The sequence below is a fragment of the Streptomyces sp. NBC_00443 genome, assembly GCF_036014175.1.
GTDB lineage: Bacteria > Actinomycetota > Actinomycetes > Streptomycetales > Streptomycetaceae > Streptomyces.
In genome coordinates this window covers 2,670,827-2,695,511 of the sequence record NZ_CP107917.1, presented here as the reverse complement: position 1 = coordinate 2,695,511, position 24,685 = coordinate 2,670,827, and the positions used below count along the sequence as shown (strand labels likewise).

The window sequence follows — 24,685 nt, the reverse complement described above, 5'->3', positions numbered from 1 at the left end:
CAAGGCGCCCTCACCCGAGGCAATACGCGAGGCACCTGCCCCTTGCCGCGTTAGCCTGGAGCGTCAGACTCCAGCCGGCTCAAGTGAGGGGCGCAGGGATCCCGTGCGCATCGCCAGATTCTCCATCGACGGGAACGTCGCCTTCGGCGCGGTCGAGGGCGACAAGCCTGACGAGCTCGTCCTCGACATCATCAAGGGCATCCCGTTCGCGGACTTCGAGCTCTCCGGTACGAAGGTGCCGCTGAGCAAGGTCAGGCTGCTGCCGCCGGTGCTCCCCAACAAGGTCGTGGCCTTCGGCCGCAACTACACCGAGCACGCCCGCGAACTCGGCCACCAGGTGCCCGACGCCCCGTTCGCCTTCTTCAAGCCGTCCACCGCGGTCATCGGCCCCGGCGACGAGATCCAGTACCCGTCCTTCACCGAGGACCTCCACCACGAGGCCGAACTGGCCGTCGTCATCGGCCGCATGTGCCGCGAGGTCCCGCGCGAGCGCGTCAAGGACGTGATCTTCGGCTACACATGCGCCAACGACATCACCGCCCGCGACGTCCAGAAGCGCGAGAAGCAGTGGGCGCGGGCAAAGGGCTTCGACACCTCCTGCCCGCTCGGCCCCTGGGTGGAGACGGACCTGGCCCTCGAAACGGCCGCCGACCTGACCATCCAGCTCACCGTCAACGGCGAACAACGCCAGCTCGGCCGCACCAGCGAGATGATCCACTCCATCGAGGATCTGATCGTCAACATCTCCGAGGCCATGACGCTGCTCCCCGGCGACGTGATCCTCACGGGCACCCCGGCAGGAGTCGGCCCCCTCAACGTCGGCGACGAGGTCGCCGTCACCATCGAAGGCATCGGCACTCTCACCAACAAGGTTGTCAAGCGTGGCTAGCGCACCCGTCCGCGTACGTTTCTGCCCCTCGCCCACCGGTAACCCCCACGTGGGCCTGGTCCGCACCGCCCTGTTCAACTGGGCGTTCGCCAAGCACCACCAGGGCACGCTCGTCTTCCGCATCGAGGACACCGACGCGGCCCGCGACTCCGAGGAGTCCTACGGCCAGCTGCTCGACTCGATGCGCTGGCTGGGCTTCGACTGGGACGAGGGCCCCGAGGTCGGCGGCCCGCACGCGCCGTACCGCCAGTCGCAGCGCATGGACCTCTACAAGGAGGTCGGCCAGAAGCTCCTGGACGGCGGTCACGCCTACCGCTGCTACTGCTCCCAGGAGGAGCTGGACAGCCGCCGCGAGGCCGCCCGCGCCGCCGGCAAGCCGTCCGGCTACGACGGCCACTGCCGCGCGCTGACCGACGCGCAGGTCGAGGAGTACAAGGCCCAGGGCCGCGCGCCCATCGTCCGCTTCCGCATGCCCGACGAGACGATCACGTTCACGGACCTGGTCCGCGGCGAGCTGACCTTCACCCCGGAGAACGTCCCGGACTACGGCATCGTCCGCGCGAACGGCGCCCCGCTGTACACGCTGGTGAACCCGGTCGACGACGCCATGATGGAGATCACCCACGTCCTGCGGGGCGAGGACCTGCTCTCCTCCACGCCCCGCCAGATCGCGCTGTACAAGGCGCTCACGGAGCTGGGCATCGCCAAGCAGATCCCGCAGTTCGGCCACCTGCCGTACGTGATGGGCGAGGGCAACAAGAAGCTGTCCAAGCGCGACCCCGAGTCGTCGCTGAACCTCTACCGCGAGCGCGGCTTCCTCCCCGAGGGCCTCCTCAACTACCTGTCCCTGCTCGGCTGGTCGCTCTCCGCCGACCAGGACATCTTCACGATGGACGAGATGGTCGCGGCCTTCGACATCGCGGACGTGCAGCCCAACCCGGCCCGCTTCGACCTCAAGAAGTGCGAGTCGATCAACGGCGACCACATCCGCCTGCTCGACGTGAAGGACTTCACGGAGCGCTGCGCCCCCTGGCTGAAGGCCCCGTTCGCCCCCTGGGCGCCGGAGGAGTTCGACGAGGCCAAGTGGCACGCGATCGCCCCGCACGCCCAGACGCGCCTGAAGGTCCTCTCCGAGATCACGGACAACGTCGACTTCCTCTTCCTCCCGGAGCCGGTGTTCGACGAGCCGAGCTGGACGAAGGCGATGAAGGAGGGCAGCGACGCGCTCCTGACGACCGCCCGCGAGAAGCTGGACGCGGCCGACTGGACGTCCCCCGAGTCCCTGAAGGAGGCCGTCCTGGCCGCCGGCGAGGCCCACGGCCTCAAGCTCGGCAAGGCCCAGGCCCCGGTCCGCGTCGCCGTCACCGGCCGCACGGTCGGCCTGCCCCTCTTCGAGTCCCTCGAGGTCCTGGGCAAGGAGCAGACGCTGGCCCGCATCGACTCGGCGCTGGCCAAGCTGGCCGCATAGCGCGTTCACGGCAGGGCGGCGTCCGGTTCGGACGCCGCCCTTCGCGTGTCCGCCCAGACGACGTCACCTGGAGTTCACCTTCAGAGCAACCGCCGCTTCCGGAGCGGACGTTGGATGCTCCCTGTGCACATGAGGTGCGTGTGCACTCTGTTAAAGGGGGGAACGTGATTCGTTCACGAAGACTTGCCACGGTGGCGCTCAGCGGGGCGGTGGCGCTGACGTGCGCGCTGCCGATCACACCCGCGCAGGCCGTGGAGTCGCCGGTGGGGACCGTCCGGCTCAGCACGGAGAAGCGGCAGGAGATCCGGTACGTCTGGGCCGGCGCGTCCGGCTTCCGGTACGGCATGGTCAGCGGCGGCTCCACGACCTGGGTGGACTACCCGGACGTCGCGCCGCCCGCGCACGCCGGTCCGGACGACCTGGCCACCGGCACCGACGTCGTCACCACGATGAGCGGAGCGACCGCCACGCAGGAGCACCGCTCCACGGGCGTCACCGCCACCCTCACGATCCCGTCCGGCCAGACCTATCAGGGAGCCGTGGGCTGGAGCGTACTGACCCGGGACGGCTCCGGTGCCCTGCACGTCCTGCGCGCCGCTCCCGACGGCACCACCACGGATCTGCCGGTCTCCGGCCTCCCGGCGGACGCCCAGCCCACCGCCTACCCGCAGGCCGGCTCGGTCCGCCGGCTCGCCGTCGTCTACAAGGTCGACGGCACGACGTCCGTGGGTCTCATCGACCTCGCGGACGGCACCTTCCGCACCTACGTCACCGGCGTGATCGACGCCCCCGAGGTCGTCTACAACGACCGCTGGCTCGTCGCCGACTGGAAGTCGATACGGATCGACTCCGAGCCCGGCACCGAGCCCACCACGCATCCCCGATGGGGCGCTCACACCGAGGCCGTGGTCGGCGATCAACTCCTCATCGGCAACCCGGACTTCGTCGAGGTCGGAACCCAGCCGGCACTGATCGCCCACTCCCTCGCGACCGGTACCAGGACCACCGTGCTCAGCCCGTCGTTCGGCGGAATAGGCCCGACCCTGGAAGGCGGCGCACTTGCCACCGCCGGCCCGTCCAGCCTCGACTGGAACGTCCACCGGATCACGCCCACCGAGGACGGCACGGTCACCACCGGGAAGGTGGCCCAGATCCCGGCGTACGCAGTGGGGGTGCAGGGACTGGCCGTCGCGGGCGGTGAGTTGTTCCTGTACGGCTCGACACCGGGGGCCTCCAACCGGTTCAGCAGCTTCCAGCTGGACGCCACAGGCAGGCCCACGGGCCGGCAGACCCCCCGCAGCCCGGGGCTGACCCAGACCACCTGCCTCCCGGGCGACGCCGCCTGCCCCCAGCTGGAGGCCCTGGGCGACGGCCGGGTCGCCTACCTGTGGACCAACGCCGAGGGTCAGGAATTCGTCCACAACGTCGGCCTCGACGCCACGAAGACCAGCCGCTACGAGCCCACGGGCGGCGACTCCGCCGGCCGCATCCCCAATGGCACCGGCCGTTACGTCCTCTACAACGGCGGCTCCGGCACCCAGCAGGTGGTCGACTTCCCGAGCGGCACGACCGAGGGCGGGACCAACCTCAGCCGCGCCCGCACCGCGGCCGCCGTCTGGGGTCAGACGATGTGGACCCCGGCAGCACCCAGGGCTCGGTCGTCGGCAAGAGCCTCAAGACCGGCCAGACGGTGGCAACCCTGGCCACCGGCGCGCCCTGCACCCCGAGCGACATCCAGGCGGTCAACACCTGGCTGTACTGGTCCTGCGGCGCCACCGCGGGCGTCTACGACCGGGCGACGAACCGCAAGATCACGGTCCCCGCCGACCAGGGCCCGGCCCGCCTCGCCGACGGCTTCCTGCTCCGCGAGAACCGCACCACCCACGAACTCCTGCTCACCGCCTTCCACACCGGTACGGCGGCCACCCGCACCCTGGTCAAGCTGCCCACCGTGGACCAGAACGCCGGAGGCAGCAACGGCCGCTGGGCCGTCGACCGCTTCGGCGGCCACATCGCCTACCTCAACGGCACCTACGGCGAGGTGTCGATCGTCCGCAGCGGGGTCCCCGCCTCGACGCTCGCGCAGATGGAAGCCCAGACGGACGCGGTACCGGGCGGCCCGACGAAGTCCAAGCCCTGGCAGCCCGTGTGGCAGCTCAACAAGCCCGCCGACTGGACGCTCACCCTGACCAACAGCGGCGGCACGGTGGTGCGCAGCCTCACCGGCAGCACCGAGGGCGCCGCCGTCCGCGCCGCGTGGGACGGCTACGGGACCGACGGCCGCCGCGTCACCGGCACGTACACCTGGAAGCTGACTGCCCAGCCGCGCGACGAAGTGGGCCCCGCCCTCACCGTCACCGGCACGACCACGGTCAACTGACGGACAGCCCCCTGGCGTCCGGGTTACCGTCGGATCATGAGCATTCGGGCCGTGGTCTGGGACGTGGACGACACCATCTTCGACTACACCGCGGCCGACCGCGCCGGAATGCGGGGGCACCTGCTGGCCGAGGGCCTGCTCGACGGGTACGAGACCGTCGAGCAGGCCCTCGTGCGCTGGCGGCAGGTCACCGATCAGCAGTGGGCACGGTTCTCGGCGGGGGAGGTGACCTTCGAGGGCCAGCGGCGTGATCGCGTACGGGTCTTCCTGGGCGAGGAGCTGACGGACGCCGAGGCCGAGGCGTGGTTCCAGCGGTACATCACGCACTACGAGGCCGCATGGGCCCTGTTCCCGGACGTCCTGCCCGTCCTGGACGCCCTCGCGACCAGCCACCGGCACGCCGTCCTGTCCAACTCCAGCCTTGTCGTCCAGGACCGCAAGCTGCGGGTGCTAGGGGTGCACGACCGGTTCGAGGCGATCCTGTGCGCCGCCGAGCTCGGGATCTCGAAACCGGAGGCCGGCGCCTTCCACGCCGCATGCACGGCACTGGAGCTCGCCCCGCACCAAGTGGCGTACGTCGGTGACCACCCGGAGATCGACGGGCGGGGTGCGGCCGACGCCGGACTGGTGTCGGTGTGGATCAGCCGTGACGGCGTGTACACCGGCGATGACGCCCCCGGCGGCCCGCAGCGGATCGCCTCCCTCGCCGAACTCCCCGCGCTCCTCGGCGCGGATACCCGTTTTGGAGCCCCGTCCACCTTCGGGTAATGTTCTTCCTGCGCCGCCGGAGAGCGGGCCGAAAGGCCGGAATCCGGGGGTGCAAACTAGAACGAGATCCCCTCAGGGGCTTGCGTTCCAGTGGCCTATGGTGTAATTGGCAGCACGACTGATTCTGGTTCAGTTAGTCTTGGTTCGAGTCCAGGTAGGCCAGCTCGCAGAGCTCATCTGCGTCGCGGATCTCATCCGCAAAGCCCCCGTTGTGTAGCGGCCTAGCACGCCGCCCTCTCAAGGCGGTAGCGCCGGTTCGAATCCGGTCGGGGGTACAGATCCTTCCCGCGAGGACGGCTCGGGTAGCTCCCACCGATCTCGATGCAGGATCGCTAGGGCCCCCGTTGTGTAGCGGCCTAGCACGCCGCCCTCTCAAGGCGGTAGCGCCGGTTCGAATCCGGTCGGGGGTACTGACTGGTCTAAACCACATTGGTCTATGGTGTAATTGGCAGCACGGCTGATTCTGGTTCAGTTAGTCTTGGTTCGAGTCCAGGTAGACCAGCTCGGACCTGCGGAAACGCAGTGTCCAGGCCCCCGTTGTGTAGCGGCCTAGCACGCCGCCCTCTCAAGGCGGTAGCGCCGGTTCGAATCCGGTCGGGGGTACAGAACGATGGCTCTTCGCCTCAGCGGATGCGCGTGAGGCGGGGGGCCGTTTCTGTTGTTCGGGCGGGTGCGGGTTTGTGGGGCTTGTCGCCCCCGTGAACTGTCAGGGCCCGCCGCGGCGTTGAGGCCGGCCCTGACTGTCCTTCGATCAGCCCGAGCGGCGCAGAGCCTCGGAGAGACGGCCTGCCGCGTCGATGACCGCCTGGGCGTGCATCCGGCCGGGGTGGCGGGTGAGGCGCTCGATGGGGCCGGAGACCGATACGGCGGCCACCACGCGGTTCGACGGGCCGCGCACCGGCGCGGAGACGGACGCGACGCCGGGCTCGCGCTCGCCGATCGACTGGGCCCAGCCCCGGCGCCGTACGCCGGAGAGGGCGGTCGCCGTGAAGCGGGCACCCTGCAGGCCCCGGTGCAGGCGCTCCGGCTCCTCCCAGGCCATGAGGATCTGGGCCGAGGAGCCCGCCTTCATCGTGAGCGTCGAGCCGACCGGGACCGTGTCCCGCAGGCCGGACAGACGCTCCGCCGCGGCGACGCAGATGCGCATGTCGCCCTGGCGGCGATAGAGCTGCGCGCTCTCGCCGGTCACGTCACGGAGGTGGGTGAGAACCGGGCCCGCCGTGGCGAGAAGGCGGTCCTCACCGGCCGCCGCGGCCAGTTCCGAAAGGCGCGGGCCGAGAATGAAACGGCCCTGCATGTCACGCGCCACCATGCGGTGGTGTTCCAGAGCCACGGCCAGTCGATGGGCCGTGGGTCGTGCCAGTCCGGTGGCCGAGACGAGCCCTGCGAGGGTGGCCGGACCGGACTCCAGGGCGCTCAGGACAAGGGCTGCCTTGTCCAGAACGCCGACGCCGCTACTGTTGTCCATGAAACGATACTCGCGTCTCACTCTGTGAAACGCAAGTTCAATTTTCCGTGGAACACGCCACTCTGGAAGAACGAAGGCAGAGCGGCCCGTAAACCAGAGCGGGCCTGGCGGCGGACGCCCGGAAGCAGGGGCGCGGGCGCAGGTCGCCTTCTCAAGATCTCTAGTTGGGCCGGCGGACCGTAAGCCGGCCGGAGGGAAAGCGATGGGTAGGACACTCGCGGAGAAGGTCTGGGACGACCATGTCGTCCGGCGCGCCGAGGGCGAGCCCGACCTCCTCTTCATCGATCTGCACCTGCTGCACGAGGTGACCAGCCCGCAGGCCTTCGACGGCCTCCGCAAGGGCGGTCGCCAGGTGCGCCGGCTCGACCTGACCATCGCCACCGAGGACCACAACACCCCGACCCTCGACATCGACAAGCCCATCGCGGACCCGGTCTCCCGCGTCCAGCTGGAGACGCTGCGCAAGAACGCCGCCGACTTCGGTGTGCGCCTGCACCCGCTGGGCGACGTCGAGCAGGGCGTCGTGCACGTCGTCGGCCCCCAGCTGGGCCTGACCCAGCCCGGCATGACCGTCGTCTGCGGTGACTCGCACACCTCCACGCACGGCGCCTTCGGCGGTCTGGCGTTCGGCATCGGCACCTCCCAGGTCGAGCATGTGCTGGCGACCCAGACGCTGCCCATGGCCCGTCCGAAGACCATGGCCATCACGGTCAACGGCGAACTGCCCGAGGGCGTCACCGCCAAGGACCTGATCCTGGCGATCATCGCCAGGATCGGCACCGGCGGCGGCCAGGGCTACGTCCTGGAATACCGCGGCTCCGCCATCGAGCAGCTCTCGATGGAGGCCCGGATGACCATCTGCAACATGTCGATCGAGGCCGGCGCCCGCGCGGGCATGATCGCCCCCGACGAGACCACCTTCGACTACCTCGAGGGCCGTCCGCACGCCCCCAAGGGCGAGGACTGGGACGCGGCCGTCGCGTACTGGAAGACGCTGAAGACGGACGAGGACGCCGAGTTCGATGCCGAGGTCGTGATCGAGGCCGCCGAACTGTCGCCGTTCGTCACCTGGGGCACCAACCCCGGCCAGGGTGCGCCGCTTTCGGCGTCCGTCCCCGATCCTGCTTCGTACGAAGACGCTTCGGAGCGCTTCGCCGCCGAAAAGGCCCTGGAATACATGGGGTTGGAGGCCGGTCAGCCGCTGCGTTCCATCAAGGTGGACACCGTCTTCGTAGGCTCGTGCACCAACGGCCGCATCGAGGACCTGCGCGCCGCCGCGGAGCTCGTGAAGGGCCGCAAAGTCGCCGACGGCGTACGGATGCTGGTCGTCCCCGGCTCCGCGCGGGTGGGTCTGCAGGCCGTTTCCGAGGGTCTGGACGTCGTCTTCAAGGAGGCCGGCGCCGAGTGGCGGCACGCGGGCTGCTCGATGTGTCTGGGCATGAACCCCGACCAGCTGGCCCCGGGTGAGCGCTCCGCGTCCACCTCCAACCGCAACTTCGAGGGCCGGCAGGGCAAGGGCGGTCGTACGCACCTGGTGTCGCCGCAGGTCGCGGCGGCCACCGCGGTCCTGGGCCACCTCGCCTCCCCGGCCGACCTGTCCGACGCCGAGACCCGTACGCCCGCTGGAGTCTGATCAGCCATGGAAGCATTCACCACGCACACCGGCCGGGCCGTCCCGCTGCGCCGCTCCAACGTCGACACCGACCAGATCATCCCTGCTCACTGGCTCAAGAAGGTGACCCGGGACGGGTTCGAGGACGGGCTTTTCGAGGCCTGGCGCAAGGACCCGGAGTTCGTGCTCAACCGCCCGGAGCGCGAAGGCGCCACCGTGCTGGTCGCCGGTCCCGACTTCGGCACCGGTTCCTCCCGTGAGCACGCCGTGTGGGCGCTGCAGAACTACGGTTTCAAGGCCGTGATCTCCTCGCGCTTCGCGGACATCTTCCGCGGCAACTCGCTCAAGAACGGCCTGCTCACGGTGGTTCTGGAGCAGAAGATCGTGGATGCGCTGTGGGAGCTCACCGAGAAGGACCCGCAGACCGAGGTCACGGTCGACCTTCAGGCCCGTGAGGTGCGCGCCGAGGGCATCACCGCATCCTTCGAGCTGGACGAGAACTCCCGCTGGCGGCTGCTGAACGGCCTCGACGACATCTCGATCACCCTGCAGAGCGAGGCCGACATCGCCGCCTACGAGGCGAAGCGGCCGTCGTTCAAGCCGCGCACCCTCCAGTCCTGATCCGAAGGCCTGACCCCGAGGCGCGAGCGAGACTTCGAAACAAGGCCACTTTCGGCCACCACAACACCCCCGCAGTACCCCCGATCAGCCCGATCGGGGGTACTGCCATGTCTGCACCCGAACGGCCCTGCGCCGATCACCGGCCGCGCTCAACTTCCCACGTTACGACGGAGGTTGGAGGGGTACGCGAGTGTTGTCATCGCGGCTTCCGCAAGTGCCCGGAAGGCCATTTGAGGCCGGAGTTGCACCCCTGGCAGGCGACAACTCGCCCCAGATGGCACAATCTGTGCATGGAACACGACGGCCAACTCGAGCTCTATGCGGCAGTCGCGGGCCAACTCAAGGAAGCGCATGGAAGGGTGCGCGCACTGCAAGTCCCGGAGGGCGTACGGATGGCGCTGACCCGGAAGCTGCTGGTCATTACGGCCGCGGCCAAGCACGACGTCGCCGAAGCGACAAGGCGTCTGGAGCGGTTCATGGCGGACCTCGACGCGGGGCGATTCCCCGAAGAGGAACGCTGAACACCTTCGAGACTGTCGAGTCTGTTGCGGCACAAGGGTGATTAGCCCGTTTCGTGTTTGATTTGCGGTATATATCTGCCTAACGTGCGAAAAAGCTTGAACACTTTCGTTCTGGCGATGTCTCCGAAGGGGAAGACGTGAACAAGGCGCAGCTCGTAGAAGCGATTGCCGACAAGATGGGCGGCCGCCAGCAGGCCGCCGAGGCTGTCGACCACGTACTGGACGCCGTCGTCCGCGCGGTCGTCTCGGGTGAGCGGGTCTCCGTCACCGGCTTCGGTTCGTTCGAGAAGGTCGACCGGCCCGCTCGCTACGCCCGTAACCCTCAGACGGGCGAGCGGGTTCGGGTCAAGAAGACCTCCGTTCCGCGCTTCCGTGCGGGTCAGGGCTTCAAGGACCTGGTGAGCGGCTCGAAGAAGCTCCCCCGGGGCGGCGAGGTCGCCGTCAAGAAGGCGCCCAAGGGCAGCCTGACCGGTGGTGCCTCGGCGACGGTCAAGAAGGCCGCCGCGAAGAAGACCACCAAGGCGGCGGCGAAGAAGACGACCGCGAAGAAGACGACGGCCAAGAAGACCACGGCTGCCGCGAAGAAGACGACCGCGAAGAAGGCGCCGGCGAAGAAGACCACGGCTGCCGCCAAGAAGACGACCGCGGCGAAGAAGACCACGGCCAAGAAGGCGACGGCCAAGAAGGCTCCGGCGAAGAAGGCGACCGCCAAGAAGGCGCCCGCCAAGAAGTCGACGGCCCGCAAGACCACGGCCAAGAAGGCCACCGCCCGCAAGAGGTAGAACTGCGGGTCACAGATAGAACCGCAGGGCACTCACGCGCCGGGCCGGACTCCGAGTGGAGTCCGGCCCGCGGCGTGTTCTAGAGCGTCTGCAGTGTCACCAGCGTGATCCGCAGGGCCTCGCCGTCGCCTTGCGTCTCGATGCGGACCCGCTGCCCGGGACGCAGCAGCCTCAGGCCGCCCGCGTCGAACGCCGGGGCGTCGAAGGCGACGGGGGTGCCGTCGTCCAGGAGGACGCTGCCGGAGCGGGTGGCTTCGTCGTAGGTGTAAGCGGTGGCCTGCATGGCTGCAACCCTACGACGGGTTGTGATTCGGGTGCGGGGCGATGAGCAGACGTGCCGCTGCCGCCGCCGTTCGCGAGCCCACGCCCAGGGCCAGCGCGGCCCGCAGATCCTCGCCGGTGTCCACGTCCTGGCGTACCGAGTCCACCTCGTCGAGGCACAGTTCCACTGCCCCGGACTCACGATGGCGGGCCCGGGAATCCTCGCCGAATGCCGGCCGCAATTCATGTCCGGGGGCAGCGGCCAGCAGAGTGGTGCCGATTGCCGCGGCGTCCGGGAGAAAAGCGCGGGGGAATTCCGCCGCCGCGTCCAGGACGCGGGCCAATTCCAGCGGGCGCAGGGCGGGGAGATCGGCGTTCAGGGCCGCCACGGGACTTTCGGGACGGGACGACCGTACGACTGCCGCCGCGTGAGCCAGTGCCGCGTTCAGGCCACCGCCCGGCTCGTCGGGGACGATGTGCGCGCCAAGTGCGCCCAGCTCGCGGCCTGCCAGCGTGTCTCCCGTGACGACTGCCACATCCTTCACCGCCGGGCAGGCCAGCGCCGCCACCACGGTGTCCTGGGCGAATGCGAGGGCCAGGCCCGGGCGCAGCCCGTCCGAGGCGGTGTCCGAGAGCCTGCTCTTCGCCCGCGCCAAGGGTTTCAGGGGTATGACCAAGGTCCACTGCACGCGCGTTCCGTCCCTCTCTAGTCGCCGCCATTGTCACTCAGCCGTCACCAGGCCCATCCGGCTGCCGCGACGGCGAGGCGTACGGTGTTCTCGACAGACTGGCGGCCTGGGGCGACACTTGTGCGGCTCCCGAGGTCCGATGTCCTTGATTCCTAGAGGAAGGTGCTCCGCGTGCCCCGCCGCAGAATCGGCTTCTGGTATCGCTTCGCCGCGGTGCTCTGCAAACCGCCGCTGGTGGTTCTGATCAAGCGGGACTGGCGTGGAATGGAGCACATTCCGGCCGAGGGTGGATTTATCACCGCGGTGAACCACAATTCGCACATCGATCCCTTCACGTACGGGCACTTTCAGTACAACACCGGGCGGGTTCCGCGATTCCTCGCGAAGAGCGGGCTTTTCAAGAAGGGATTCGTCGGCGCCGCGATGCGCGGCACCGGCCAGATCCCCGTCTACCGGGAGACCACGGACGCACTGAGCGCGTTCCGGGCCGCGATCGACGCCGTGGAGCGCGGTGAGTGCGTGGCGTTCTACCCCGAGGGCACCATCACCCGGGACCCGGACCAGTGGCCCATGACGGGCAAGACCGGTGCCGCCCGCGTCGCCCTGCAGACCAAGTGCCCGGTGATCCCCGTAGCGCAGTGGGGCGCCAACGAGTTGCTGCCGCCGTACGCCAAGAAGGTCGACGTCCTTCCGCGCAAGACCCACCGGGTGCTCGCGGGTCCGCCGGTCGACCTCGCGCGCTTCTACGACAAGGAGATGACCCCGGAGTTGCTGAAGGAGGCGACCGAGGTCATCATGGCCGCCGTCACCCGCCAGCTGGAGGAGATCCGCGGCGAGAAGGCGCCCGAGACGCCGTACGATCCGCGTCAGGAGCGCATCGAGCAGCGGCGCCGGACCGCCGCGCAGAACCGGCAGACGCCGGTGCAGCCCAAGGCCGGGCAGGAAGAGGGGCAGGGCACGTGAGCAAGCCCGTCAAGGCGGCCGTCATGGGCACCGGATCGTGGGGCACCGCCTTCGGCATGGTCCTCGCCGACGCGGGCTGTGAGGTGACCCTGTGGGCCCGCCGTCCCGAACTCGCGGAAGCGGTCAACTCGACCCGCACGAACCCCGACTACCTCCCCGGCGTCGAACTCCCGGAGAACCTGCGGGCGACGCCCGACGCCGCCGAGGCCGCGCACGGCGCCGACTTCACCGTCCTCGCGATCCCCTCGCAGACGCTGCGCGGCAACCTCGCCGAGTGGACCCCGCTGCTCGCGCCCGGCACGGTCCTCGTCTCGCTGATGAAGGGTGTCGAACTCGGCTCCGCGATGCGGATGAGCGAGGTCATCGATGATGTCGCGAAGGTCGGTTCGGACCGGATCGCCGTGGTCACGGGGCCGAACCTCGCCCGTGAGATCGCCGCGCGGATGCCGGCCGCCGCGGTGGTCGCCTGTACGGACGAGGCTGTCGCCCAGCGCCTCCAGGCCGCCTGTCACACGCCGTACTTCAGGCCCTACACCGAGACCGACGTGGTGGGCTGCGAGCTGGGCGGTGCCGTGAAGAACGTCATCGGGCTCGCCGTCGGCATCGCGGACGGCATGGGGCTCGGCGACAATGCCAAGGGCTCGCTCATCACGCGCGGCCTCGCCGAGACCGCGCGGCTCGGGGTCCGGCTGGGCGCCGACCCGCTGACGTTCGCCGGACTCGCCGGCCTAGGCGACCTGGTGGCGACGTGCTCCTCGCCGCTGTCGCGCAACCACACCTTCGGCACCAACCTCGGCAAGGGCATGACCCTGCAGGAGACCATCGCGGTCACCAAGCAGACCGCCGAGGGCGTCAAGTCCTGTGAGTCCGTGCTGGATCTGGCCCGCCGGCACGGCGTCGACATGCCCATCACGGAGACGGTCGTCGGCATCGTGCACGAGGGCAAGCCGCCCGTGGTCGCCCTGAAGGAGCTGATGTCGCGCAGCGCGAAGCCTGAGCGACGCTGAGCGAACACCGGCACGCCCTCCGGGTTACACGCGGGCCGAACGCTGACTCGGACCCTACGGGCGGGTACGCTCAACGCGATATGAGCACCGAGAACCTCTCCCAGAGCCCTGACCAGCAGCCGCGCAAGCCGCGCGTGGCCGTCGTGTTCGGCGGCCGCAGCTCCGAGCACGGGATCTCCATGGTCACCGCCGGCGCCGTACTGCGTGCGATCGACCGGACGAAGTACGACGTCCTGCCGATCGGCATCACACAGAGCGGCCGGTGGGTGCTCACCGCCGACGAACCGGAACGCATGGCGATCACCGAGCGCCGTACGCCCAACGTCGAGGAGCTGGCCGAGTCGAGCGAGGGCGGCGTGGTGCTCCCCGTCGACCCGGCGAGCCGCGAAGTCGTCTACACCGAGCCCGGATCGGTGCCCAAGGCGCTCGGCGAGATCGACGTCGTCTTCCCGGTGCTCCACGGGCCCTACGGCGAGGACGGGACCCTCCAGGGCCTCCTGGAGCTGTCCGGCGTGCCGTACGTGGGTGCGGGAGTGCTCGCCTCGGCCGTCGGCCAGGACAAGGAGTACATGAAGCGGGTGTTCACCTCGTTCGGGCTCAAGGTGGGCCCGTATGTGGTGATCCGGCCCCGCGAGTGGGAGCGGGACGAGTCCGCCGCCCGCAAGAAGATCATCGACCTCGCCGGCGACCACGGCTGGCCGCTCTTCGTGAAGCCCGCGCGCGCGGGTTCGTCGATCGGCATCACCAAGGTCGAGGACCTGTCCGGCCTGGACGAGGCGATCGCCGAGGCCCAGCGGCACGACCCGAAGATCCTCGTCGAGGCGGCACTGCGCGGCCGTGAGATCGAGTGCGGGGTGCTGGAGTTCGAGGACGGCCCGCGCGCCTCCGTCCCCGCGGAGATCCCGCCGCCGGACGCGCACGCGTACTACGACTTCGAGGCCAAGTACATCGACTCGACGCCCGGCATCGTGCCGGCGCCCCTGACGCCGCAGGAGACGGCGGAGGTCCAGCGCCTGGCGGTGGACGCCTTCGAGGCGGCTTCGTGCGAGGGGCTGGTGCGGGCGGACTTCTTCCTCACCGAGGACGGGGAGTTCGTGATCAACGAGATCAACACGATGCCCGGTTTCACGCCGATCTCGATGTACCCGCAGATGTGGCAGGCGAGCGGGATCAGCTACCCGGACCTGGTGGACCGCCTGATCGAGGCGGCACTGCGCAGGCCGACGGGGCTTCGGTAGGAGCCGGACGGTTCCGGTCCTTTCCCTCCAGGCCCGTACGCTTCAGTTGGCGATCCCCTCGGGGATCGCCTTCTTGACAGCCGGGGCCAGGTCGATCAGCACACCCGAGCTGTCCCGGCCCTTCACCACGCTGACCTCGACATACGCGAGGCGACTGGCGGTCGTGAACCGGTACCCGCCGCCGTCCTGCTTCTCCATCAGCCACTTGACGTCTTCCACGCCACCGGCCACCGCGTCCGGATCCCGGCCCTCGGCCACCTTCGGATCGACCATCTTCGGCGGTTGCGGTACACCGCACCGCAGTATGATCGCCGAGTCCCCCCATCCCGCGGTCAGCGCGGACGCGGGCGAGGGGTCCTCACGGCTCTCACCGTCCACCTTGGCCGGCAGCACCTTGTCGAGGTTCCGGCACAGTTGCGCGGCCTTCGCGCCGGGGCTGGGAACCGCCGCCGACGCGCTGCCGTCTGCTGATGAGCAGCCCGCTGCGGTGATCAGCAGGACGAGCGCGGGCAGCCCGAGGACAGAAATGGGCCGGTGACGGAAAGAGTTCACCGGCCAAGGGTAGACGGGGGCTACAGATGTACGACCGGGCAGGTCAGGGTGCGGGTGATGCCGTCCACTTGCTGGACCTTGGCGACCACCAGGCGGCCCAGCGCGTCGACGGTGTCGGCTTGGGCGCGCACGATGACGTCGTACGGTCCTGTGACGTCCTCGGCCTGGATGACTCCAGGGATCTTGCTGATCGTCTCGGCGACGGTCGACGCTTTGCCGACCTCCGTCTGGATCAGGATGTACGCCTGTACCACGGAACCTCCAGGGCGGCCACGAGGATCATGTGGGGAAAAGGAACGCCACGGTATCGCGTCGCCGCTCGCCGCGGGGAGACCTGCGGTGGCCGGGGCTTGCGCGCCGGGGTGCAGGCACGACAGAAGTTGACGTACACGTCGACCGTAGCGAGGACAGTAGTGACGCGCGACCGGGTGCGGACAGGGACAGAAGGGGCGTAAGGGCAATGAAGGGCACTGTTGGTGAACTCGGCGAGTTCGGGCTCATCAGGGAGCTCACCTCCCGTCTCACCACCACCCCGGCGGTCCGGGTCGGCCCCGGCGACGACGCCGCGGTGGTGGCCGCGCCCGACCGCAGGGTGGTCGCCAGCACCGACATCCTGCTGGAGGGGCGGCACTTCCGCCGCGACTGGTCCACGGCGTACGACGTGGGCCGCAAGGCCGCCGCGCAGAACCTCGCGGACATCGCCGCCATGGGCGCGGTGCCGACGGCGCTGCTGCTCGGCCTGGTGGTCCCCGCCGAACTCCCGGTGACCTGGCCGACCGAGCTGATGGACGGCCTGCGCGACGAGTGCCAGGTCGCGGGTGCCTCCGTGGTCGGCGGGGACGTCGTACGGGGCGACACGATCATGGTGTCGATCACCGCGCTCGGCGATCTGCGCAACCAGGAGCCCGTGACGCGGGCAGGCGCACAGCCCGGCGACCTCGTCGCCGTGACGGGCTGGCTGGGCTGGTCCGCGGCCGGATACGCCGTGCTCGCCCGCGGTTTCCGCTCGCCGCGCGCCTTCGTCGAGGCACACCGGCGCCCCGAGCCGCCGTATCACGCGGGTCCGGCCGCCGCCGGGCTCGGTGCCACCGCGATGTGCGACGTGAGCGACGGGCTGATCGCCGACCTCGGGCACATCGCCGAGGCCAGCAAGGTCCGTATCGACATCCGCTCCGGCGCGATCGACATCCCCTCCCAGATGAACGACATCGGGCAGGCCGTCGGCGTGGACCCCATGCAGTGGGTGCTGACCGGGGGAGAGGACCACGCGATCGTGGCGACCTTCCCGCCGGACGTGAAGCTGCCGGCCCGCTGGAAGGTCATCGGCGAGGTCCTCAACCCCTCGGCGCTGCCCCAGGTGACGGTGGACGGGGCACCGTGGACCCGCAAGGGCGGCTGGGACCACTTCGGAGGGGACATCGAGTCATGATCCCCAACGTCCTTACGGTGGCGGGCTCCGACTCCGGCGGCGGCGCGGGCATCCAGGCCGACCTGAAGACGATGCTCGCGCTCGGTGTGCACGGCATGAGCGTGATCACCGCTGTCACCGCCCAGAACTCCCTTGGTGTGCAGGGCGCTTGGGAACTGCCCGTGGAGGCGGTACGGGCCCAGTACCGCAGCGTCGTCGACGACATCGGCGTACAGGCGGTCAAGACGGGCATGCTCGCGTCGGCCGAACTCGTCGAGACGGTGGCCGAATTGATCGGCGGCACCGACGTGCCGGCCGTGATCGACCCGGTGGGCGTGTCCAAGCACGGCGACTCGCTGCTGGCGGCGTCCGCGCTGGATTCCGTACGCACGAAGCTGCTGCCGGTGGCGACGGTGGCGACCCCGAACCTCGACGAGGTTGCCCAACTCACCGGCGTGCACGTCGAGGCGGAGGACGACCTCAGGCGGGCCGCGGCGGCCGTGCTGGCGTACGGGCCGCGCTGGGTGCTGATCAAGGGCGGTCATCTCTCCGGGGACGCCGTGGATCTGCTGACCGACGGCTCCGAGGAGCACTGGCTGCGGGCACCCCGGTACGACAACCGGCACACCCATGGCACGGGGTGCACGCTCGCCTCCGCGATCGCCTCAGGGCTCGGGAAGGGGCTGCTCGTGCCGGAGGCGGTGGCGGCGGCCAAGGAGTACGTCACCGGGGCGATCAAGGCCGGGTTCGCGCTCGGCGAGGGGATCGGGCCGGTGGATCACGGGTGGCGGTTCCGCGAGGGGGCGTAGCCGCCCTGGCAGTCACTCGGGCACAGCGAAAAGCCGGTCCACCAGAGGTGGACCGGCTTTCTGCAGCGAACCAGCAGTGGCCGCGCGCTCAGCTGTTGGCGTCAGCGCGAGACCTTGCCGGCCTTGATGCACGAGGTGCAGGCGTTCACGCGCTTCGGCGTCCCGCCGACCACGGTACGGACGCGCTGGATGTTCGGGTTCCAGCGACGGGACGTACGGCGGTGCGAGTGCGAGATGTTGTTGCCGAAGCCCGGCCCCTTGCCGCAGACGTCGCAGTTGGCAGCCACGGGTCACTCCAAAGACTTCAGATGCTCTTACGGATAATCCCGGCATGCCGGGATCGAGATCTAGGATCAGAGATCTGAGTGGCGCTGCCAGGGGAACGGCCCGATTTTCATCGGGCAACCGGAGCAGCATACAACGACTGCGCCAGTCCAACGAAACTACCATGGCTGCTCAGGAGCCCGCTCCCGGCCCACGTCCGGTGCGCACCGGCCCTGGGTCTACGCTGCGTGCCACGGTCGGCAGCTCAAGGAGGCGCAGGTGGCGCAGGTGCCGCAGACATTCTTCGATGCTCTCGCGGTGCGCACCTGGTGCGGCCTCGCGCTGGAGTCACTCGGTCGGGCGCGTGAAGAGATCGACGCGATCAACGTCTACCCCGTGGCCGACGGGGACACCGGGACGAATCTGTACCTGACCGTGGAGTCGGCGGTCGCGGCGGTCGAGGCCGTGTTCGCCGCGTACGACGTGGGCAAGCCCACCCTGGCCGACGCCGCCCGCGCGATGGCGCACGGGGCCCTGATCGGGGCCCGGGGGAACTCCGGGACGATCCTCGCCCAGCTGCTGCGTGGCATGGCTCAGGTGCTCGCCGCCGAGGGAGAGACGGCTCACACCGACGGCAGCGGCCTCCGCCTCGCCCTGCGGCAGGCCGCGGACTCGGCCCGCCAGGCCGTGGCCCACCCCGTCGAGGGGACCGTCCTCACGGTCGCCTCGGCAGCCGCCGACGCGGCCGGCGGGGCCGCGCACGACGACTGCGGGGCCGTCGCGCGGGCGGCCTACGAGGGTGCGTGCGTGGCGCTGGCCGAGACGCCCGGGCAACTGGCGGTCCTGCGGCGCGCGGGGGTCGTCGACGCCGGCGGACGGGGCCTGCTGGCGGTGCTGGGCGCGCTGGTGGAGACCTTCACGGGGGAGGCGGCGGCCCCGGTGGTCCACCAGGTCTCCTTGGCGCACGCGCGCGTGGAGGGCGGTTCACCAGGTGACGAGACCCTCCTCACCGACGTCGAGGACTGCACCGACGCCGTTGCGGCGGGCGCGCCCGCGTTCGAGGTGATCTACCTGCTGGAGGCCGAGGACGCGGCCGTGGCGCGGCTGCGGGGGCGGCTCGACGCCCTCGGGGACTCCCTTGTGATCGTCGGCGGTGACGGGCTGTGGAACGTGCATGTACACGTCGACGACGCCGGCGCCGCCGTGGAGGCCGGAGTCGAGGCGGGGCGGCCGTACCGGATCCGGATCACCCACTTCGGTGCCGGGGACGTGCACACCACCGGCGCCGAGCGGCCGCCCCGGGAGCGGGCCCAGCGTGCCGTCGTCGCCGTCGTGCCCGGCGAGGGCCTGGCCGGGCTGTACAGCGAGGCCGGCGCGACCACTGTCCTCGCGCGCCCGGGGGAGCCGCCGGCGAGCGGGGAGCTCGTGCAGGCCGTACGGCGTGCCCACGCGCGTGAGGTCGTGCTGCTGCCCAACGACGCCGAGCTGCGCCACACCGCGGCCGCGGCGGCCGAGCAGGCCCGCACGGACGGCATCCGCGTGGCGCTGATCCCCACCCGCTCCGCGGTCCAGGGCATCGCGGCGCTCGCCGTGCACGAGCCGGACCGCCGCTTCGACGAGGACGTCGTGTCGATGACCTCGGCGGCCGGTGCCACCCGCTATGCCGAGGTCGCCGTCGCCGAGCGCCAGTCCTGGACCATGGCCGGCATCTGCCAGGCCGGCGACGTCCTCGGCCTCATCGACGGGGACGTGGCCGTGATCGGGACGGACGTCACCGCCACCGCCGAGACGGTCCTCGACCGCATGCTCTCGGCCGGCGGTGAACTCGTCACCCTCGTCCTCGGCGACGAGGCGCCCGAGACGATCGCCGAGCGCCTCGAAGCACGCGTGCGCGAGTCGTACCTCGCCGTCGACACCGTGGTGTACCGCGGCGGGCGGCAGGGGGCGCTGCTGCTCATCGGCGTGGAGTAGCGCCAGGCCGAAAGGCTCCGCCCCGGCCGTGAGCTACGCCGTGTCCTGCTCCGCGTCGGCCTGCTCCGCGTCGGCCTGCTCCGCGTCGGCCTGCTCCAGCACCACCTGGAGCATCTGCCCGGCCTCCGCCCGCCGCTCCTGCGCCGCCTCGTCGTCCTCGTCGTGGCCGTCGTACGCCACCAGCACCGCACGCGCGCGTGCCGCGGCCTCGGACGGGCGGCTCAGGTCGGCCTCCAGCCAGCCCGCGGCGAGTTCGGCGCCGGTGCGGTCGTGCAGGGCGTCCTCGCCGAGGGAGACGAACACCGCGATGGCCCGGGTCACTTGGGACAGGGCCTCTTCCAGCGCGGTCCGGATCGACTCGTCCTCGGCGTCCTCCGTGGCCGAACGGGCGAGCAGGTCACCGAACTGCCGGTGGGTGTGGCCGAGTTCGGCGACCAGGCGTTCGCGCGCCGCGTCGTCGTCGACCGCCTCCAGCGCCGCCCTGCACTCCCGGACCGCGCTCGCCATCAACTCGGACGCCGTGTCCGCCCTGCCCTCCACGTCCTCCACCCGCAGCGCCAGCCACGCGCGGGCACGCAGGGAGCGGACCAGGCCGTGCACATTGCCGAGGGTGCGCCACAGCGCACCCGCGCGCGCGTACGCCTGGTCCGCCTCGGCGTGCAGGCCCGCGTGGCCGAGGGACTCGGCGGCGAGGTGGGCCAGCGTGGCGTGGTCGTGCTGCTCGGGCCAGTGCCGGGCGATCTCGGCCGCCTGCAACCGGCGTTCGGCCGCCTCGCGGTGCTCGCCGAGCTCGCTCAGGCAGTCGCCCAGCCACCACTGTGTCTGGACGACCGCGCCGTCGCCGTGCGTCTCGGCGCTCAGGTCGTGCAGCGCCGACTCCAGCACCTCGGCGGCCTCGGCGAACCGTCCCTGCCGCAGCAGGAACCCGCCCAGCTGCTGCCGTGCCCAGGCGCCCAGCGTCCGGCTCTCGCCCGCCTCGTCGGCCCAGTGCGCCGCTTCCAGGGCGTGTTCGGCGGCCTCCTCGGACAGGCCCCGGCCGCCGAGCACCTCGGCCAGCTGAAGATGCAGCTGGGCCCGCCCCGGCGCCTCCAGATGCGGCCCGCCGTGCTCCAGGGCCGCCCGCAGCGCCCGCTCGGCCTCCGTGGTGTCGCCGAGATGGTGCGCGAGCCCGGCCAGCCGGGCCTCGTACTCCACCGCGAACCACGGCAGCCCGGCCCCGATGAACTCCGCCGAAGCCCGCGCGAACAGCTCCGCGGCCCCCTCCACGTCCCCGGTGAGCGCCGCCAGCTCCGCGAGCATCGCCTGCGCCTCCGCGGCCCGCGAGGCAAGCCGTACGTCGTCGTCCCCGGCCCGCCCGTCGACGAGCGCGAGCACCTCACGGGCGGCGGTTTCCGCGTCGGCGAGCACAGCCTCCGGCACCGCGTCCTGCGCCCCGTGCACCCGCCGCATCAGAATCCGCGCCCGGCTCATCAGCACGGCCGCCGTCTGACGTACGCCCGTGCCGTCCTCGGCGTACAGCGCGAGAACCCGGTCGTACAGGCCGGCGACCGCGGTGAGGGCCTGCGCCACCTCGCCGGCGAGAGCGCTTACGTACGCTCCACGCGCGCGTGCCGCCAGCGCCTCCCCGGGGTCGCCCGCCGCCGCGTACAGCTCGGCGGCCTCCTCGAAGAGGGGGATGCCCTCGGGGCCCAGGTCCATCGCCCGGTGGTCGGCGATCTCCGCGCGGTCGAGGGCGTGCAGTTCGACGCCCTCGGCGGCGCGGGAGACGGCCGCCCAGGCCTCGATGGCGTTGGGTTGCAGGGTGTCCGACAGCCGCCGTGCCGCGGCGAGCAGCGCGGGCAGGTCGGCCTGCGCGTCGGCCCCCTCGGAACCGTCGGGTGCGGCGGCCGCAGCCGATACGGGCATCGCAACCGCCTGCGGCCGGGCAGCCGTACGCACCCCCAGCGGCAGCCGCTCCACCAGTGGCCGCTGTTCCATACGCGCGCGTGCCCGCTCGCTGACGTGGTCCGTGCCGTTGCGCCCGTCGAAGCCCGCCGCCAGCGCGAGGGCCTGCGCACGCGCGTGTGCGGCCAGTTCACCGGCGGTCCAGTCGCGGCCCGCCGGCCCCGGAACCCGCTCCTCGGACAGCCCCAGCCCGGAAAGGCGGTCCATGAGCAGGGCCACGACCGCCATGAACTCCAGCTTGCTGCGCGGATGCCCGGTGTCCGTGAAGTAGGCCGGCCGCTCCGCGAGCAGTTCCAGGCCGCGCGCCTCGTTGCCGGTCAGCACGCAGAACTCGACGTGGTCCGCGTAGGCGCCGCGCATGCTCTCCATGGCCCGTACGAGCCTGAAGCCCCGCAGATGGTTGGCGCGGGCCTCGTCCACGTGGCCCAGGCGCAGCAGGGGCGCCAGGGAGGACGCGAGGACCGTGTGCGGCTCGTGGGCGCAGGCGTACTCGCCCTCCAGGACCGGCGCCCACAGCTCGAGCGCCTCCGTGTCCCGGCCCTGCTCGGCCTGCCACCAGCCCTGCCCGTGCAGCTCGCACGCGTGGCAGTCGGCCATGCTGTCCCGGTCGGCGGCCAGCCAGGCGCCGTAGGCCCGCGCAGCCCGCGCCACGTCCCCGACATGCGCGGCCACGCTGAACTCGGCGCTGCGCACGGCCCGTTCGGAGTGCCCGGCGAGCCGGTAGCGGTGCTCCATCTCGCCGAGCCACTTCTCGATCGAGGCGAGCGGCACGTGCGGCTGGTCGAGCATGCCGGACGACATCCACTTGAAGACCCAGTGCAGCGAGTGCGTCTCGTACTCGTCGAAGTCCTCGGGCCGCTCGTCCCACATGCGCAGCAGACGCGCGAAGGGGACGAACATCTTGTCCTTCTCGGAGCTGTAGTTGTAGACCTTCAGCTGGTGACCGAGCGCCTCGATCACGGCGAGCGGGATGCCCAGCTTCTCGGCCTCGGCGAGCAGCTGCTCCGCGCGCGCGTTGCGGGCGGGACCCTCCGGCTCCTCGGCGTTCTCCGCCATCGCCCGGCGCAGCGAGTCGAAGTCCGTGACGTCGCTCATCGGCGGCCCTCCTCGCCGTTCGTGGCCCACTCCAGCAGGCCGATGAAGGCCCGGTTCAGCAGCGCGGAGTCCGCCGGCCTGAGCGGGCGCTGTGCCATCAGCAGGGCCTGCCCGTAGAGGGACTCGGTGGCGGTGCCGATCAGCTCCGGATCGCCCAGCGAACTGATCCGCCGGATCAGCGGGTTGAGGTGGTTGAGCACCAGACGCGCGCGTGGCGCGCTGCCGCGCAGCGAGCCCAGGATGCCCGCCCACAGGTCGCCGGCCTGCTCCTCGGCCTCCGCGCGCGCCTGCTCGTGCCGGGCAGCCCGGTCGTCGAGGTGCAGCGCGGGCACGGACAGCGGATGGAAGGCGCGCAGGACGACGTCACAGCCCAGCAGGTCGAGCTTCGCCCGCGCGGCCGCCAGGAAGCCCGCGAGAGCCAGTTCCTCGGCCGGGTCGACCGAGTCCAGATGCGCGGTCACGGTGTCCGCGTCCAGCTCGGCGACGACCGTCCCCGGCCGCACCGACGGCAGCGCCTCGACCAGCTCGCTGTCGTAGGTGTAGCCGCCGTTGATCACCCCGACGCCCTGCGCGGACGCGATCGGCGCGACCTGCCGGTACTCCTCGACGGTCCGCGTGAAGTGCACCACCGGGTGCCGCTGCGCGAACTCCTCCAGGGACAGCCGCCCGTCGGTCGTCTCGAAGGGCAGCCACGGCAGCATCGTGCGCAGCATCTCCTTGTCGTGCCGCGCCAGGGACTTCACGCCCAGGTGGTGCACGGACAGGAACGCCGCCAGCCGTTCCGGATCACCGGCCGCCAGCCCCGTCAGCCAGGACCGAATCCTTTCGCCGAGCGCTTCCCGTACGCCCGCCAGCGTCTCGTCCTCGTACAGCGACTCGCGTGAGGCCGTCGGCCGCAGGCTGTCGGTGTCCAGGACACAGCGCACGAAGAACGCCCAGTCGGGCAGCAGCTGTTCGGCGCGCTCGGTCAGCAGCATGCCCTTGAGATGGACGCGATGACCGGCCCGCTGGGCGGGGCTGACCGCCGACGGAAGGACGTACGCCACGCCACGGATCCCCGCGAGCGGCACATCCAGCTCGATCGAGTCCAGCGGCGTGAAGCCGAACAGGTCGTGACAGTGCCGGGCCAGGGCCACCCTGCGGTTGGCGGGGGAGGGTACGGCCGGTCCCAGGGCGCGGGCAGGTCGGTGACCGCCTCGTCGCCGACCCGGACGTCGTACGGCAGCAGCGAGCCGAAGTCCCGCGCCAGTGCGAGAACCCGGTCCTGCGCCAGCCACTCGCCGGCCCCTGCCCGGGCCTCCAGGTGCACGGTGGTACCGGGTTCGGCGCGGGCGTCGTCCGGCAGCGTCCGCACGGTGTACGAACCGTCGTCCGTCGCCGTCCACTCCACGGGCGGCGCGTCCGGCGTACGGGCGCTGCGGCTGACCACCCGGATGCGCTCGGCGACCACGAAGCAGGCCAGCAGACCGATGCCGAACTGACCCAGGAAGTCGGACCGGGCCTCCTGAAGCCCCTCGGCACGCTTGGAGCTGCGGCCGATGGTGGCGAGGAGGTTGTGCACGTCCGCTTCGGTCAGCCCGACCCCGGAGTCCTCGACCCGCAGGGCGCCCGACTCGGCGTACAGGCGGACCTTGGCGGGCGCGTCCGGCTCTTGGGCGCGTCTGGCGGTGATGGCGTCGACCGCGTTCTGCAGCAGCTCGCGGAGGTAGACCTTCGGGCTGGAATAGAGATGGTGGGAGAGCAGGTCCACCAGACCACGCAGGTCGACCTGGAACGTATGAGGTGAGTGGGACGGCTGAGGTGCCTGGGATGACTGTGAGGTCTGGGAATCCATCGTCGCTGCGCCGGTGGGGGGACTTCGCGACGGCGCGGGGTCGGGCGGTCCCGGTGAGGCGGTAACCGCGAAAGGATGGCCGGAGCGCGCCATCCTAGAGCCGAAACGAAGCGTCTGACCAGGGGTTTCCGAGACGTTTAC

General features: G+C 70.8%; 21 protein-coding genes, 5 tRNA genes and 1 pseudogene. 19 read left to right on the top strand and 8 right to left on the bottom strand.

From position 1 onward, the window contains the following. The first annotated feature begins 103 nt into the window (after positions 1-103). The 9 genes from OHO27_RS11850 to OHO27_RS11810 all read left to right on the top strand — a co-directional run bounded on the left by OHO27_RS11850 (position 104) and on the right by OHO27_RS11810 (position 6,108). Positions 104-889, top strand: coding sequence for a fumarylacetoacetate hydrolase family protein (locus tag OHO27_RS11850; RefSeq protein WP_328423013.1), 786 nt, complete (start codon positions 104-106; stop codon positions 887-889). After that, a complete protein-coding gene (gene gltX / locus OHO27_RS11845) occupies positions 873-2,357 on the top strand; it encodes a glutamate--tRNA ligase (protein ID WP_328423011.1) in 1,485 nt (494 codons plus the stop codon). Before OHO27_RS11850 ends, gltX begins: the two co-directional genes overlap by 17 nt. A 1,630-nt stretch (positions 2,358-3,987) precedes the next feature. Beyond that, positions 3,988-4,737 (top strand): FlgD immunoglobulin-like domain containing protein, encoded by a 750-nt coding sequence (locus OHO27_RS11840; RefSeq protein WP_328423009.1) that lies wholly within the window; start codon positions 3,988-3,990, stop codon positions 4,735-4,737. 36 nt (positions 4,738-4,773) lie between these two features. Continuing rightward, the gene (locus tag OHO27_RS11835; protein ID WP_328423007.1) at positions 4,774-5,505 is read left to right on the top strand and encodes an HAD family hydrolase; all 732 of its coding nucleotides are present in this window, start codon (positions 4,774-4,776) and stop codon (positions 5,503-5,505) included. Positions 5,506-5,596: 91 nt separating this feature from the next. Then, a tRNA-Gln gene (locus OHO27_RS11830) sits at positions 5,597-5,668 on the top strand. 39 nt (positions 5,669-5,707) lie between these two features. Continuing rightward, a tRNA-Glu gene (locus tag OHO27_RS11825) sits at positions 5,708-5,780 on the top strand. 62 nt (positions 5,781-5,842) lie between these two features. Beyond that, positions 5,843-5,915: transfer RNA gene (locus OHO27_RS11820), tRNA-Glu, on the top strand. Positions 5,916-5,935: 20 nt separating this feature from the next. Next, positions 5,936-6,007: transfer RNA gene (locus OHO27_RS11815), tRNA-Gln, on the top strand. Between the two features lie 28 nt (positions 6,008-6,035). Continuing rightward, positions 6,036-6,108, top strand: a tRNA-Glu gene (locus OHO27_RS11810). A gap of 148 nt (positions 6,109-6,256) precedes the next feature. Here OHO27_RS11810 and ndgR read toward each other — a convergent pair. Further along, positions 6,257-6,973: an IclR family transcriptional regulator NdgR gene (ndgR, locus tag OHO27_RS11805; RefSeq protein ID WP_328423005.1), complete on the bottom strand. Its 717-nt coding sequence runs from the start codon at positions 6,971-6,973 to the stop codon at positions 6,257-6,259. Positions 6,974-7,175: 202 nt separating this feature from the next. Between ndgR and leuC the strand changes: the two genes are divergently transcribed. The 4 genes from leuC (at position 7,176) to OHO27_RS11785 (ending at position 10,509) form a co-directional block, all read left to right on the top strand. Continuing rightward, entirely contained in the window at positions 7,176-8,606 is a 1,431-nt protein-coding gene (gene leuC / locus OHO27_RS11800; RefSeq protein WP_328423003.1) for a 3-isopropylmalate dehydratase large subunit, read from the top strand. A gap of 6 nt (positions 8,607-8,612) precedes the next feature. Then, the gene (leuD, locus tag OHO27_RS11795; protein ID WP_328423002.1) at positions 8,613-9,206 is read left to right on the top strand and encodes a 3-isopropylmalate dehydratase small subunit; all 594 of its coding nucleotides are present in this window, start codon (positions 8,613-8,615) and stop codon (positions 9,204-9,206) included. Between the two features lie 290 nt (positions 9,207-9,496). Further along, on the top strand, positions 9,497-9,727 hold the full coding sequence (locus OHO27_RS11790) for a hypothetical protein (protein WP_328423000.1): 231 nt from the start codon (positions 9,497-9,499) through the stop codon (positions 9,725-9,727). Positions 9,728-9,864: 137 nt separating this feature from the next. Next, positions 9,865-10,509: an HU family DNA-binding protein gene (locus tag OHO27_RS11785; RefSeq protein ID WP_328422998.1), complete on the top strand. Its 645-nt coding sequence runs from the start codon at positions 9,865-9,867 to the stop codon at positions 10,507-10,509. Between the two features lie 79 nt (positions 10,510-10,588). Here OHO27_RS11785 and OHO27_RS11780 read toward each other — a convergent pair whose 3' ends face one another. Both OHO27_RS11780 and cofC read right to left on the bottom strand, forming a co-directional pair. Beyond that, positions 10,589-10,792, bottom strand: coding sequence for a hypothetical protein (locus tag OHO27_RS11780; RefSeq protein ID WP_328422996.1), 204 nt, complete (start codon positions 10,790-10,792; stop codon positions 10,589-10,591). Between the two features lie 10 nt (positions 10,793-10,802). Beyond that, positions 10,803-11,459 (bottom strand): 2-phospho-L-lactate guanylyltransferase, encoded by a 657-nt coding sequence (gene cofC, locus OHO27_RS11775; RefSeq protein WP_328422994.1) that lies wholly within the window; start codon positions 11,457-11,459, stop codon positions 10,803-10,805. A 171-nt stretch (positions 11,460-11,630) separates the two neighbouring features. Between cofC and OHO27_RS11770 the strand changes: the two genes are divergently transcribed. The 3 genes from OHO27_RS11770 to OHO27_RS11760 all read left to right on the top strand — a co-directional run bounded on the left by OHO27_RS11770 (position 11,631) and on the right by OHO27_RS11760 (position 14,667). Then, positions 11,631-12,422 (top strand): lysophospholipid acyltransferase family protein, encoded by a 792-nt coding sequence (locus OHO27_RS11770; protein ID WP_328422992.1) that lies wholly within the window; start codon positions 11,631-11,633, stop codon positions 12,420-12,422. Then, entirely contained in the window at positions 12,419-13,429 is a 1,011-nt protein-coding gene (locus tag OHO27_RS11765) for an NAD(P)H-dependent glycerol-3-phosphate dehydrogenase (protein ID WP_328422990.1), read from the top strand. Before OHO27_RS11770 ends, OHO27_RS11765 begins: the two co-directional genes overlap by 4 nt. Positions 13,430-13,509: 80 nt before the next feature. Further along, positions 13,510-14,667 (top strand): D-alanine--D-alanine ligase family protein, encoded by a 1,158-nt coding sequence (locus tag OHO27_RS11760; protein WP_328422988.1) that lies wholly within the window; start codon positions 13,510-13,512, stop codon positions 14,665-14,667. A gap of 42 nt (positions 14,668-14,709) precedes the next feature. Here OHO27_RS11760 and OHO27_RS11755 read toward each other — a convergent pair whose 3' ends face one another. Then, positions 14,710-15,219, bottom strand: coding sequence for a DUF3515 domain-containing protein (locus OHO27_RS11755; protein ID WP_328422986.1), 510 nt, complete (start codon positions 15,217-15,219; stop codon positions 14,710-14,712). A gap of 20 nt (positions 15,220-15,239) precedes the next feature. Further along, positions 15,240-15,473 (bottom strand): Lrp/AsnC family transcriptional regulator, encoded by a 234-nt coding sequence (locus tag OHO27_RS11750; RefSeq protein WP_328422984.1) that lies wholly within the window; start codon positions 15,471-15,473, stop codon positions 15,240-15,242. Between the two features lie 206 nt (positions 15,474-15,679). On the opposite strand from OHO27_RS11750, the gene OHO27_RS11745 reads away from it, so the two are divergent. Both OHO27_RS11745 and thiD read left to right on the top strand, forming a co-directional pair. Beyond that, positions 15,680-16,648, top strand: a complete 969-nt coding sequence (locus OHO27_RS11745) for a thiamine-phosphate kinase (RefSeq protein ID WP_328422982.1) — start codon at positions 15,680-15,682, stop codon at positions 16,646-16,648. Next, positions 16,645-17,436 (top strand): bifunctional hydroxymethylpyrimidine kinase/phosphomethylpyrimidine kinase, encoded by a 792-nt coding sequence (gene thiD / locus OHO27_RS11740; RefSeq protein ID WP_328422980.1) that lies wholly within the window; start codon positions 16,645-16,647, stop codon positions 17,434-17,436. Before OHO27_RS11745 ends, thiD begins: the two co-directional genes overlap by 4 nt. A 101-nt stretch (positions 17,437-17,537) precedes the next feature. Here the strand turns inward: thiD and rpmB are convergent, their stop codons facing one another. Then, on the bottom strand, positions 17,538-17,723 hold the full coding sequence (rpmB, locus tag OHO27_RS11735; protein WP_003993230.1) for a 50S ribosomal protein L28: 186 nt from the start codon (positions 17,721-17,723) through the stop codon (positions 17,538-17,540). Positions 17,724-17,979: 256 nt separating this feature from the next. Here rpmB and OHO27_RS11730 point away from each other — a divergent pair, with 256 nt between their 5' ends. Continuing rightward, entirely contained in the window at positions 17,980-19,671 is a 1,692-nt protein-coding gene (locus OHO27_RS11730) for a DAK2 domain-containing protein (RefSeq protein ID WP_328422978.1), read from the top strand. Positions 19,672-19,704: 33 nt separating this feature from the next. Here the strand turns inward: OHO27_RS11730 and OHO27_RS11725 are convergent, their stop codons facing one another. Together OHO27_RS11725 and OHO27_RS11720 are read right to left on the bottom strand one after the other, a co-directional pair. After that, positions 19,705-22,710 (bottom strand): tetratricopeptide repeat protein, encoded by a 3,006-nt coding sequence (locus OHO27_RS11725; RefSeq protein ID WP_328422976.1) that lies wholly within the window; start codon positions 22,708-22,710, stop codon positions 19,705-19,707. After that, a pseudogene (locus tag OHO27_RS11720) lies at positions 22,707-24,544 on the bottom strand (HSP90 family protein). The gene OHO27_RS11725 and the pseudogene OHO27_RS11720 overlap by 4 nt, the downstream one beginning before the upstream one ends. Between the last annotated feature and the right edge of the window lie 141 nt (positions 24,545-24,685).